Source organism: Stenotrophomonas oahuensis (assembly GCF_031834595.1).
Taxonomy (GTDB): Bacteria; Pseudomonadota; Gammaproteobacteria; order Xanthomonadales; family Xanthomonadaceae; genus Stenotrophomonas; species Stenotrophomonas oahuensis.
In genome coordinates this window covers 2833157-2846039 of the sequence record NZ_CP115541.1, presented here as the reverse complement: position 1 = coordinate 2846039, position 12883 = coordinate 2833157, and the positions used below count along the sequence as shown (strand labels likewise).

Here is a 12883-nt window from a genome sequence, read left to right as displayed (position 1 = left end):
GCTTCGACTACGTTTGGCACCGCGCAGCCACGCATGGAGTGGCTCTACAACTACGATTGGCACGGCGAAGCCACGCAGGGCGTGGCTCTACGCCCGAGGGTAGCGGCCTAGTAAGTGCTGCAGGTTGAGGACGAGGTAAACGGGCAGCGCCGTTGCCGTCCAGATGGCGGCAAAGCCGCCCCAAAGCCATCCATTGCGGCCCATGGCGCGGGCGGCAAGGCCCAGGTGACGCGCGGTGTTGAGATTGATCACCCACATGGCAACGACCAGCCAATCGTTCTCGTACCCCTGCTCCGCAAGCGCCAGCGACGCGCCGAGGAACACGCAGAATGAACCCAGTCCACACACCATCGCGGCCGTCAGATGCCGCTGCGCGAGTGCTTTCGGACTCTCGCGAACTTCAGAATGCTCTTCCACCCATCCCCCTGATGTCCATGTGGCACCGCCACAGGCCATCACATTAACGCAGCACCGGCTCCACATCCACGATATCCACGCCGGCCAGACGGCCCAGCCACTGGTCGAACCAGGGCTTGTGCGAGGCCCCCACTACGGATAACACGCGCACACCGGGGCGCTCGCGGAAGGTCTGGGCCACGTTGGCCACCATGCGCAGGTTGCGGATCTCCCAGCCGTTCACCCACTTCTGCGGTGACTGTAGGGGCGAATGCGCCTTCAACGCGGCGGAGACATTGACCTTGGCCAGGGTGTTCAGGCGCTCCGGATCATTGAGGTAGCGGTACAGGGGCAACAGGTCCTTGCCCTTGGCCATCTCGTCTTCCTCGGCGATGTGCTTGTCGAGCTCGGCACTGCCGGTCTTCCACGCCGCTTCCATCTCGCGTGCGAAGGCTTTGCGGTCGGGCAGCGTGAGGTTGTCACCGGTGTGGTCGTCCACGGGATAGACGCGGGGATGGCCCAGGCGAGCGGCCAGCTGCGAGGCGATCTGGTAGCTCTCGCTCTGGCGGGTCGCGATACCTTCCAGCATCGTCACCAATGCCGGGGTCAGGCCGTCGCCGGGCAGGCGCTCGCTGACGGGCAGTTGCAGCCACTGCACGTAGGCCGAGGGGCGGTCATTGGCAGCCAGGAACCAGGCGGCCAGCTGGCGGCGCTGGGCCGGGGTGGGTTTGGCCGGCCAGTCCGCCAATGTGGCGTTGACCCGTTCAAGCGCGGCGGGTATCTGCAGGCCGGTGGCGGTGCGGGCGTCGTCGGTGTCGGCGCAGTAGTCGTCGCCATACACGGTGGGGTGACGGGCGGCCAGATCGCACTGTTCGCCGTCGATGTTCTCGATGGTGATGATGTCGGGCTTGTAGGCGGCCAGGCGGGCGAGCAGCGGTTCCAGCGCGCCGGGCTGGATGCCGCCCTTTATCTCGCTGAGGTGGACGCTGCCGAGTACCAGCACCTGGGTGCGCGGGCCGGTCATCTCGCGGTCGAGGGTGGTCAGGTCGACCGGAGTGGCGGCAACCGCCGGAAGTGCGACGACCATCGCCATGGTCAGCCAAGCGTTGCGTACCTGCATGCCCTGCCCTCTTCTTTCCGTGGAGGCATGCAGTGTGGTGTCACCGGGAACGCCTGGGCGTGTGGCGTTGGTCACGGTGCCTGTCGTGGGGTATCTAAACCCTACGGACGGTTCGGGTCGGCGAAATCTTCCAGCAGGTGGCCGACGCCGTCGGGCGAAATGGTCAGCTGCAGCGGTGTGGCCGGGTTTACAACCACACCGAATCCCCCCGGAATGCGACCGAGCACCTCGATCATCCGCATCTGCCCGACGTGCGGTGCGGTCTGGCTATAGCCACCCAGACGGCACAGGTCGGTGAACACTGCCACCCGCTTTACTCCGCCGTCGTCGAACAGCAGGGGGTCGAAACCGCTGCCATCGGGGGTCACCAGGCTGCCGTTGAGCAGAATGACCTCCGACGCCACGAACGCCTTCATGAAGCCACCGATCGAGGTCTGCCCGTCCATGGCGGATTTGAGCAGGGTTTCAAGCGGGTTCTGCGGCGGCAGATCGGTCATGGGCCAGTCCTGGCGTAAGCGGGAATGGCCATTGTAACGGTGGCCGGGTGAGAGGCCGGCCAACCGTGGGCGGACCCGGTATCGCCCGGCCCAGGCGGTGTTGGATTACCGCGCCAGTCGCTCGGTGCGCGCCTTCTGGTCGGCCATGCCCTTGTCCAGCTCGGCCTGCAGGGCTTTCTGCTTCACCGGGGCGTCCAGCAGGTACACCTTCACGCCGTGGGCGGGCACGTCGGCCTTCAGGCCGCTGGTCACCTTGACGCTGCCGCTGCCCAGCGCGTCGCGCCAGGTGCCGGGCTGCAGGTAACGGGTCACCTCGAAGCTGCTGGCGGCGTCGCCCTTGTTCAGCAACACCAGCGCGGTCTGCGCGGTGTCGCCGTGCTGCAGCACGCGGTAGAACACGGCCTGGTCACCCTGCAGGCGCTCGGTGACCTGCAGGCCGCGCTGCAGCGCCGGGGTGTTCTGCCGTAGCAGGGAAATTCGCTGCAGCGGCCCGAAGATCGGGCTCTGCGGCGCGGCATCCACCCGCTCCTGGCCGAAGTAGGCGCGGTTGCCGGCGTGTTCGGCGCGGCTGCGCATGAAGCCGGTTTCCGAACCGTAGTACAGCACCGGAATGCCGCGCGCGGTGAACAGCCAGTTGTGCGCGTCGATGAAGCCGGCATCGCTGGCGTCCAGGCGGGCCATGTCGTGGTTGTCGTAGAAGCTCATCAGCTCATACGGATTGGCGTACGGGCCGCCGAGCAGGTGCAGCGGCTCGGCCAGGGTTTCAAAGCCCTTCTGCTCCTTGCCGAACACGCTGGACAGCGCGCCACGCAGCGGGAAGTCGAGCACGCTCACGTTGGCGTTGCTCGGCCAGGTGTGCTCGGCGATGGTGGCGGCGTTGTAGTCGAACGCCTCGCCGAACATGAACATGCCCGGATGCTCGGCGCGAATGCGCTTCACGAACTCGTTCCACCACGGATGCGGCAGCCAGCCGATGGTGTCGATGCGCAGCGCGTCCACGCCCTGTGCGGTCCACTGCAGGTAGGCACCGACCAGATAATCCATCACCGCCGGATTGTTCTGGTTGAAATCGCCCAGCTCGGCCAGGTTGCCGTCGAAGATGGAGCCCTTGTCGGCGTCCACCGGACCGATGTTGTTGTAGAACGCATGCAGCGGGTTGTGCTTCGGGTCCAGCTGCTGCGGCGGCAGATTCTGGTGGTCGGCAATCAGCTTGCCGTCCTTGTCGAAAATCTGCCCGAACTGCGGCTGCTTCACCGGCATGCTCCAGGCCGGCGAACCGTGGTTGCCGACGATATCCAACACGACTTTCAGGTTCGCATCGTGCAGGCCACGGGTCAGGCCGGCAAAGTCGAGATCCTTGCTCGGCAGGTGCTCGTCCAGCTTGTAGAAGTTCACGCCCCAGTAGCCGTGGTACCCGGTCTTGCCGCGATCGGTCAGGGTGCTGGTGCAGCTGATCGGCTTGCTGCCGGTGAAGGCTTCATCCGGGTTGTCGATGATGGGCGTGATCCACACCGCACCAAAGCCGAGCTTGCGGATGTAGTCGGCGTTGTTGAGCACGCCCTTGAAGTCACCGCCGAGGTAGCCGATGTTGCCGTCCACCTTGTCTGGGCACGGCACCGGAATGTCGAAGGTGCGGTGCTTGCCGCCCTGGTCGCGGTGGTCGTTGCTCGGATCGCCATTGACGAAGCGGTCGGTGACCACGAAGTACACCGCATCGCTGGCAAACGGCTCCAGCGTGCCCACATAGTCCGGGCGCGACGCGGCCTGCGCAGAAGCGGCAATCAAAGCCAGCGAAACACCCAGCGACAGCTTGGCAAACGAACGCATCACGCACCCTCCTGATGGGCCGGCACGCGCAGCACGCACAGCCCGGCAACGAACAGACTCACTCCGCCCAGCACCAGCACGTGCATGGGGTTGCCGCCCAGCCACGCGCGCAGCGCGAAGCCCAGCGCGCTGGCGGCAACCAGCTGCGGAATGACGATGAAGAAATTGAACAGGCCCATGTAGATGCCCATCTTCGCGGCCGGCACACTGTCAGACAGCAGTGCGTATGGCAGCGACAGGATCGAGGCCCAGGCAAAGCCGACGCCGACCATGGACAGCAGCAGCCAGGTGGGATCCTTGATGAACATCAGCGAGATCAGGCCGAGGCCACCCAGCCACAGGTTGACCAGGTGGCTCCAGCGCAGGCCCAGCGCGCGCACCATCAGCGGAATCAGCAGCGCGGCCAGCGCGGCGAAACCGTTGTAGGCACCGAACAGCACACCCACCCAGTTCGCACCTTCGTTGTAGGCGGCCGAGGCGGGATCGGTGGAACCGAAGTGGGTGCCGGCCACCGCAGCGGTGGTGTAGATCCACATCGCAAACAAGGCGAACCACGAGAAGAACTGCACCCACGCCAGCCGACGCATGGTCGAAGGCATCGTGCGCAGGTCGTCCACGATGGTGTCCAGCATGTGCGGGCCGGGCACCACGCGCGCAACGCCGAGCAGCACGCCGTAGGCGGCACACAGGCCCGCCAGCACGTACAGCATTTTGTCGCCGTTCTGCCAGGCGATGGCGGCCGCGAGCAGGACGCCCACGGTGATCCACCCCACCACACTCTGCAGCGGCGGCGGCCCTGAAACGGGCGCGCTCTGCTGCGCAACCGGCGGCTCGGCGTCATCAAACGCGGCCAGTTCGGCCGGCGAGTACTCGCGGGTGCTGAACACGGTCCAGGCAATCGCCGACAGCAGCACCGCCGCGCCGAAGTAGAACGCATAGCGCACGGTCGGCGGCACTTCGCCGGGGGCGGCGGTGTTGGCCACGCCGAAGTGGGCCAGGATGAAGGGCAGGAAGCTGGCGACAATCGCGCCAACGCCGATGAAGAAGCTCTGCATCGCGTAGCCGGTGGGACGCTGGCGCGGGGCCAGCTTGTCACCGACAAAAGCGCGGAACGGCTCCATCGACACGTTGATGCTGGCATCCAGCACCCACAGCGTGCCGGCCGCGATCCACAGCGTCGGCGAATTCGGCATCACCAGCAGCGCCAGAGTGGTGAACACCGCGCCGAACATGAAGTACGGGCGACGGCGGCCCCAGCGGGTCCAGGTGCGGTCGGAGAGATAGCCGATCACCGGCTGCACCAGCAGGCCGGTCAGCGGCGCGGCAATCCACAGCCCGGGCACGGCGTCCATCGGTGCGCCGAGGGTTTCGAAGATGCGGCTGGCGTTGGCGTTCTGCAGGGCAAACCCGAACTGGATGCCCATGAAGCCAAAACACATGTTCCAGATCTGCCAGAACGACAGCGTCGGCTTGGACGGCCGCGTCACTTTGCAGCCTCCACCGCCGGCACCGGCGACAGCAGCAGCGCGCTGACCTTGGCGCTGTTGAGAACGCCATCACGCCCACCCTTGCCGCCGTTGTACTGGGCGAAATGTTCCAGCGCGCTCATGTTGAAGCCCTGTTCCAGGCTGAAGCGGCAATTGCCCTTGGGCACGTCGAACTCGGCGGCGGTGGAATCCTGCTGGCCAACGCTGTGCGGCATCACCACGCTGGCACGCTGCACCGGCTTGCCGGCGCAGCTCACCACGAGCTGCTTCACGGCGGCGGTGACGCCGGTGTTGATCGGGCCGTTGGGATTGTCATAGCGCAGGCGTACGCGCACGCGGGTGGCCGCGGCCGCGTTCCAGCTCCACTTGCTGGCCCCGGCCAGGCGCTGCTGCGGGCCCAAGCAGGTCATCGGGCTGTGCAGCGATTCCAGCTGCGGGCCACGCTGGGTAAGGCTGAGGCAGTGCTGCAGGCCGTCTTCGCGTACGGTCAACGCGCCCTTGGCGGTGGTGGCCTTGCCGTCCAGCCAGAGCACGTGGCCGGCGGGGACGGTGACGCTCCAGCCCTTGCCACGCTTCTCTGCCTTCGGTGCTGCCGGCGTGGCCGGTGCGAAGCCATCGGTCGGCGCATCGGCCAGCAGCGCCGGCGCGGTGACCGGTGCCGGGCCGGGCACGGCCTTCAACTGCACGGTGACCACGTTGCCCTTGCGGGTAGTCTTGTCGGCCACCAGCAGCGCGCCGTCCAGCTTGCGCGGGCGCTTGAGCACGTAGCGGGTGCGCCCGTCGTTCAGTTCAATACTCTTTTCCTTGCCGAACAGCTGCGGCACCAGCGCCACCGGCAGCTTGGGCGCGACCTTGCCGTCGGCTTCCACGCCGAACACGCCTTCCAGCACCATCGACAGATAGCCGGCCACCGACCACAGCTGGCGCGGCGAATTCACCACCGGGCCGCTGAGCGCGCCCTCGTCGACATGCACGGCAAGGCGACGCATCTCGAAGTTTTCCATGTTGGAACCGGCCAGCGCGCTGCCGCGCATCAGCGATTCAATCTCGCGCTGGATGCGCGCCACGTCGTCGACATGCCGGGCCGCACGCAGCGAATACGCGCTGACGAACGGCCACACCGCGCGGTTGTGGTAGATCGGTTGCTGTGCTTCCTGCGGCCACACCACCGGGCTGCCGCCTTCCACTGCCGGGTAGTTGGCCATGGCGCGGCGTGCACGCTCCTGCGGAAACACGTCGGCCAGCACACCCAGCGAGATCGCCAGCAGGTCGTACTTGGCATAGTCCACCGGGTGTGCGGCTTCGCCGATGTAGCTCATGTACTGGCCGGCATCTTCGCGCCAGAAACGGGCGTCGATCTGCGCGGCCAGTGCCGTGGCCCACTTTGCGTAGTCCTCGGCGCGCGCATCGCCATGCTGGCGGGCCAGCTGTTCGGCCAGGCGCAGCGCCTGGTAATGCAGCACGTTGGTGGACAACGAATAGCTTTCGCCGATGAAGCGCACGTCCTTGCGGGTCCAGTCCGGATAGGTCTGCTCGCGCCAGTCCAGGAACGAGGTCTCGCCCTTGTACAGGCCGATGCGTTCATCGAAGACCATCGCACGGTCCTGCGCCAGCGTGCCCTGCAGCGCCTGCCAGGTCTGGTCGGCAAAGCCGGTGTCGTCGAGCAGGTGGCGGGCGGCCAGGAACCACACCACGCGGTCGCTGCTGATCGGCCAGCTGCCGCCGGAGCCGGTGTCCTGGGCCACGAACAGGCCGGGGGTACGGCCGTCGCGGGCCTTGGACAGCTTGAACTGCAGTGACTGGCGGGTGCGCTGCGGGTCCAGCCGGGCCAGCGCCAGGTCGGCCGCAAAGCTCACGTCGCGGGTCCACACATATGGCCAGCGCTCGCCGGTCTGGAAGCAGTCGCAGGGCACCGGCTTGCCGAAATTGAAGGACGGGTCGCGGATCGCATCGACGCGGTCGGCGTCCATCTCCTGCTGGGCCAGCGCAAACAGCGCGTCGAACATCACGCTGCCGGTCTGGCTGCGCATCGGCTGGGCGGCGATGGCCACAGGCTTGCCGTCGGCACTGAGAGTGAAGCTGCCATCGGCAGCGGTGGCGGCACGCGCGGTGCGGCCATCGAAGGTGAGGTCTTCCGCTGCGGCGGTGGACGTCAGCGCTGCCCCAAGGGCAGCGGTCAGGCAGATCATCTTCAGCATCGAAAGCGGCGGACCGGCTTGCGCCCGTCGGCCTCCCTCCCTCATTGCGCGCGTTGTAGGTCAGCCGCGGGTGGCGGCCATCGCGGCCCCCTCCCAGGGTGCCTGCCTGCATGGTAGGCGACGACCGTTGGTCGTCGCACCTGCAGGCGGTCATGCCGCCGCATTTGCATACGTATTCATGGCGTTGCGCCCGGAGCGCCGGGCCCGCGTGGCTATAGTCCAAAGCGGATTTCAGGCGGCCCTGGGAGGGGAAATGCCACAGTTTGTGCTGTTCTCACGCGTCATTGCCGGCGCATCGCTGCTGCTTTTTGCCGCCTTGGCCCACGCCGAACCAGTCACCGTGGCCAGCGCCACCTCGCCTGACAAGGTGCTGAAGGTCTCGCTGCAGCTGGATGGTGGCATGCCCAGCTACCGGGTGGAGCGCTTCGGCCAGGAGGTGGTGGGCAACTCGAAGCTGGGCTTCCAGCTGCGCGACGGCCGCCTCGACCGCGACCTGGCCGTGCTCGGTCAAACCCGCCGCAGCGTGGATGAGACCTGGGAACAGCCCTGGGGCGAGCGCCGCGTCACCCGCAACCACTACAACGAATTCACCGTGCAGCTGGGCGAGACCACCGCCGCGAAACGGCGGCTGGACGTGGTGTTCCGGGTCTACGACGACGGCCTGGGTTTCCGCTACCACTTCCCGGAACAGCCGAACCTGCGTGAGGCGATCATCGATGACGAGCTGACCGAGTTCGCCATCACCCCGGTCTCCACCGCGTGGTGGATTCCGGCCGGCGAACCGATCCACTACGAATACCTCTACCAGCGCACCCCGCTGGACCAGCTGCCGCTGGCACATACGCCGATGACCCTGCGCAGCAGCGAGGGCCTGCATGTGTCGATCCACGAAGCCGCGCTGGTGGACTACGCCGGCATGTGGCTGCGCCGCACGGATGGCCAGCGCCTGCGCGCGCAGCTCTCGCCGTCTGCTGAAGGCTGGAAGGTGCGCCGCGCCCTGCCCTTCAACACGCCGTGGCGCACCCTGCAGATCAGCGACACCGCCGGCGGGCTGGTGGAATCGAGCCTGATCCTCAACCTCAACGACCCCAACGTGCTGGGTGATGTGAGCTGGGTGAAACCGTCCAAGTACCTGGGCGTGTGGTGGTCGATGCACCTGGACGAGGAAAGCTGGGCGACCGGGCCGAAGCATGCGGCCACGACAGCGAAAACCAGGAAGGTGATTGATTTCGCTGCGAAACACGGCTTCCGTGGGGTGCTGGTGGAAGGCTGGAATCCCGGCTGGGACGGCATGTGGGTCGGCAACGGCTACGACTTCGATTTCACCCGCCCCACCGCGGACTTCGATATTGAAGCGCTGTCGGCCTATGGCGCGAAGAAAGGCGTGCACCTGATCGGCCACCATGAAACCGGCTGCGCGATCGAGCATTACGAAGACCAGCTCGGCGCGGCGCTGGACCTGTACGCCCGGCTGGGCGTGGACTCTTTCAAGAGCGGCTACGTGTGCGACGACGGCCAGGTGGACCGGCGCAATCCCGCTGGCGGTCCGCTGTGGCGCGAGTGGCATGACGGTCAGTTCATGGCCCGCCATCACCTGAAGGTGGTGCAGGAAGCGGCCAAGCGCCATATCGCGGTCAACCCGCACGAGCCTATCAAGGACACCGGACTGCGCCGCACCTATCCGAACTGGATTACCCGTGAAGGCGCGCGCGGGATGGAGTACAACGCCTGGGGCCAGCCGCCGAACCCGCCGGAACACGAGGTCAACCTGGTATTCACCCGGATGCTGTCCGGGCCGATGGACTACACCCCGGGCATTCTCAGCCTGAAGGGTCGCCACGGCCAGGCCATTCCGAGCACGCTGGCCCGCCAGCTGGCGCTGTATGTGGTGCTGTACAGCCCGATCCAGATGGCCGCCGACCTTCCTGAACACTATGAACAGCACCGCGAGGCGTTCCGCTTCATCGAAGACGTGGCAGTGGACTGGGACGACACCCGGGTGCTGGATGGCGAAGTGGGCGACTACGTGACCATCGTGCGCAAGGACCGCAACAGCCGCGACTGGTTCCTGGGCAGCATCACCGATGAATCCGGCCGGGTGTTGCCGGTGTCGCTGGGTTTCCTCGAGCCAGGCGTGCGTTACCGCGCCGAGATCTACCGCGACGGCGACGGGGCCGATTTCCGCAGCAACCCGTTCGCGTTCAAGCGTGAAGTGCGTGAGGTGACCAGTGCCGATGCGATGAACATCGTGCTGGCACCGGGCGGTGGCCAGGCGATCCGGTTCACGCCCATGTGAACGGCGCAACGACCAACGGTCGTTGCCTACCGGGTCGACATTCCGGTAGTGCACGACCGTTGGTCGTGCGGAACCACCCTGATGTAACCGCTTACAAAGCCCGCATACGCATTGAATACGTATGCAGGGTGATTCGCTTCAAAGGCGCGCTGCCTACCATAGCGGCGCAGTCAACGGCCACCGTGCCGTGACACCTGTCTCAATTCATCGGGCAGCTCACAATCCGTTTGGCAACATTGCCTGGGAGGGGAAAATGTTGAACCGCAAGCGCAGCGCGCTGAGTATCGCGCTGGCCGTCGCCCTGTCGCCGTCACTGGCGCTGGCTCAAAGCACCACCGAAACCACTGCCAGCGGCACCCAGGCAGTTGACCTGGACACCGTGCAGGTCACCGGCATCCGCCGTGGCATCGAGAACGCCATTGCGATCAAGCAGGACGCGACCTCGGTGGTGGAAGCCATTTCCGCCGAAGACATCGGCAAGCTGCCGGACGTGAGCATTGCCGAATCGCTGGGCCGCCTGCCCGGCCTGGCCGCGCAGCGCGTGGCCGGTCGTGCCCAGGTGATCAGCGTGCGCGGCCTGTCCCCGGACTTCGCCACCACCCTGCTCAACGGGCGTGAAGTGGTCAGCACCGGCGACAACCGCAGCGTTGAATTCGACCAGTACCCGTCGGAACTGGTGAACGGCGTGACCGTGTACAAGACCCCGGACGCCGCTCTGGTCGGCCAGGGCCTGTCCGGCACCATCGACATGCAGACCGTGCGTCCGCTGTCGTTCGCCGAGCGCGTGATCGCGGTCAGCGGCCGCTACCAGAAGAACTCGCTGGGCAAGGCGGCGAACGTGGATGCCTACGGCAACCGCTTCAGCGCCAGCTACATCGACCAGTTCGCCGACAACACCTGGGGCATCTCGCTGGGCTACGCCCACAGCGACATGCCGATCCAGGAAAACCAGGTGGGCCTGTACGAGCCGTGGACCACCGAGCAGACCAACCAGGGCAACCGCCCGGGCGTGGCCGCAGGCACGTATTTCTCGGACGGCATCAAGGCGCTGCGCCGTACCGGCAACAACAAGCGTGACGGCTACATGGCCACGATCCAGTTCCGCCCGTCCAACACCTGGACGAGCACGCTGGACGCGTTCCACACCGAAGCCGAGCAGATCGACACCGCCAACCAGTTCGAGGTCAACCTCAGCAACTACAACGGCGGCTACGATCCGGGCCTGTTCATCAGCAACCCGCAGGTGAACGGCAACGGCAGCTTCACCGGTGGCACCGCCAGTGGCGTGTACCCGCTGGTGCGCGGCATGTACAACAAGCGCAAGGACAAGATCGACGCGTTCGGCTGGAACAACGAGCTGACCTTCGACAGCTTCAAGATCACCGCGGACGTGAACTACTCCAAGGCGACGCGCGATGAGCTGAACCTGGAAAACAACCTGCAGCTCACCCCGATGCCGCAGCTGGATACCATCGGGCTGACCGTCAACCCGAACGGTTTCTCGCAGATCCGCCCGGGCCTGGACTATTCCAATCCGGAAGCGCTGTACCTGACCAACACGATCTACGGTTCGGGTTACGGCAAGGTGCCGCAGGTGGAAGACCGCCTGAAGGGTGCGCGCCTGCAGGGCACGTTCAACATGCCGGAAGCGCTGTCGTCCTGGTTCCAGGACATCGACGTGGGCGTGAACTACGCCGACCGCCGCAAGGAAAAGACCCAGGCCGAAGGCAACATCCTGCTGGGTGACCAGGGCGACGCCAACGTGGGCGGCGACCTGCAGTATTCCCCGGTCAACCTGGGCTTTGCCGGCATCGGCTACATCCCGGCCTGGAACGTGCCGGCGGCGGTGGACCGTTACATGGTGTTCAACCCGGTCACCAACCTGGATTACCTGATTCCGAAGTCGTGGGTGGTGCAGGAAAAGACCACCACCGCGTGGCTGCGCGCCAATATCAACACCGACATCGGTGAAGTGGGCCTGCGCGGCAACATCGGCGTGCAGATGATCCGCACCGACCAGAGCTCGCAGTCGAACTATTTCGACCGTTCGCGTCCGGTGGGCCAGGAAGTGCTGCCGATCGACGAAGGCAAGACCTACACCGACTGGCTGCCGAGCTTGAACCTGGCCTTCATGTTCCCGCACCAGCAAACCCTGCGTTTCGCAGTGGCCAAGCAGGTGGCGCGACCGCGCGTGGACCAGATGCGTGCGGGCCTGGAGTTCGGCGTGGACACGGCGACCGGCAAGCCGGGCGGCAGCGGCGGCAACCCGCTGCTGGATCCGTGGCGTGCGAACGCGATCGATCTGTCGTACGAAAAGTACTTCGGTGAGAAGGCGTACGTGGCAGCAGCGGTGTTCTACAAGGACCTGAAGAGCTACGTCTACACCCAGTCGGTGGACGACTACGACTTCAGCAACCTGCTGGCCAGCTATGTGATCCCGCCGGGCATGACCGCCCCGCTGCTGACGACGGGTACGTTCTCGGCCCCGCAGAACGGCGAAGGTGGCACGCTGAAGGGCCTGGAGCTGACCGCTTCGTTCCCGCTGGACATGCTGACCGACACGCTGCGTGGCTTCGGCGTGCAGGCGAGCGCGACGTTCAACGACAGCGACATCAAGATCTCCGATCCGGAAAGCGCGTCGTCGGTGGGTACCGATCCGATCAGCCTGCCGGGCCTGTCCGAGCGCGTGTACAACTTCACGGCGTATTACGAGCGCAATGGTTTTGAAGCACGCGTAAGCCAGCGCCGTCGTTCGGACTTCATTGGTGAGATCGGCAACTTCAACGGCAACCGCACGCTGCGTTACGTGGTGGGCGAGAACGTGACGGACGCGCAGATCAGCTACACCTTCAGCGACAGCAGCGCGATGAAAGGCCTGACCCTGCTGCTGCAGGGCAGCAACCTGACCAACGAGCCGTACCGCACCTACGCCGGCACGAAGGACCGCCCGCTGGAGTACATCGAGTGGGGCCGCACCTACATGCTGGGTGTGAACTACAAGTTCTGATATCCGGCTTGATCGCTTGACCGAAGAACCCGCTGCTTCCTGCAGCGGGTTTTTT

8 protein-coding genes are annotated in these 12883 nt (G+C 65.8%); 2 read left to right on the top strand and 6 right to left on the bottom strand.

Annotated features, from left to right (window positions below):
- Nucleotides 1–87: 87 nt before the first annotated feature.
- The 6 genes from PDM29_RS12705 to PDM29_RS12680 all read right to left on the bottom strand — a co-directional run bounded on the left by PDM29_RS12705 (nucleotide 88) and on the right by PDM29_RS12680 (nucleotide 7525).
- The gene (locus PDM29_RS12705; protein WP_311190478.1) at nucleotides 88–417 is read right to left on the bottom strand and encodes a hypothetical protein; all 330 of its coding nucleotides are present in this window, start codon (nucleotides 415–417) and stop codon (nucleotides 88–90) included.
- A 43-nt stretch (nucleotides 418–460) separates the two neighbouring features.
- The gene (locus PDM29_RS12700; RefSeq protein WP_425508670.1) at nucleotides 461–1516 is read right to left on the bottom strand and encodes a DUF5694 domain-containing protein; all 1056 of its coding nucleotides are present in this window, start codon (nucleotides 1514–1516) and stop codon (nucleotides 461–463) included.
- Between the two features lie 101 nt (nucleotides 1517–1617).
- Complete coding sequence (locus PDM29_RS12695) at nucleotides 1618–2013, bottom strand: SseB family protein (RefSeq protein ID WP_311190477.1); 396 nt, start codon at nucleotides 2011–2013, stop codon at nucleotides 1618–1620.
- Nucleotides 2014–2118: 105 nt separating this feature from the next.
- On the bottom strand, nucleotides 2119–3840 hold the full coding sequence (locus PDM29_RS12690) for an alpha-amylase family glycosyl hydrolase (RefSeq protein WP_311190476.1): 1722 nt from the start codon (nucleotides 3838–3840) through the stop codon (nucleotides 2119–2121).
- Complete coding sequence (locus PDM29_RS12685; RefSeq protein ID WP_311193776.1) at nucleotides 3840–5279, bottom strand: MFS transporter; 1440 nt, start codon at nucleotides 5277–5279, stop codon at nucleotides 3840–3842. Before PDM29_RS12685 ends, PDM29_RS12690 begins: the two co-directional genes overlap by 1 nt.
- A 44-nt stretch (nucleotides 5280–5323) precedes the next feature.
- On the bottom strand, nucleotides 5324–7525 hold the full coding sequence (locus tag PDM29_RS12680) for an alpha-L-rhamnosidase-related protein (RefSeq protein WP_311190475.1): 2202 nt from the start codon (nucleotides 7523–7525) through the stop codon (nucleotides 5324–5326).
- 253 nt (nucleotides 7526–7778) lie between these two features.
- Here PDM29_RS12680 and PDM29_RS12675 point away from each other — a divergent pair, with 253 nt between their 5' ends.
- Both PDM29_RS12675 and PDM29_RS12670 read left to right on the top strand, forming a co-directional pair.
- Nucleotides 7779–9821 (top strand): glycoside hydrolase family 97 protein, encoded by a 2043-nt coding sequence (locus PDM29_RS12675; protein ID WP_311190474.1) that lies wholly within the window; start codon nucleotides 7779–7781, stop codon nucleotides 9819–9821.
- 253 nt (nucleotides 9822–10074) lie between these two features.
- Complete coding sequence (locus PDM29_RS12670) at nucleotides 10075–12828, top strand: TonB-dependent receptor (RefSeq protein WP_311190473.1); 2754 nt, start codon at nucleotides 10075–10077, stop codon at nucleotides 12826–12828.
- Nucleotides 12829–12883 lie beyond the last annotated feature (55 nt).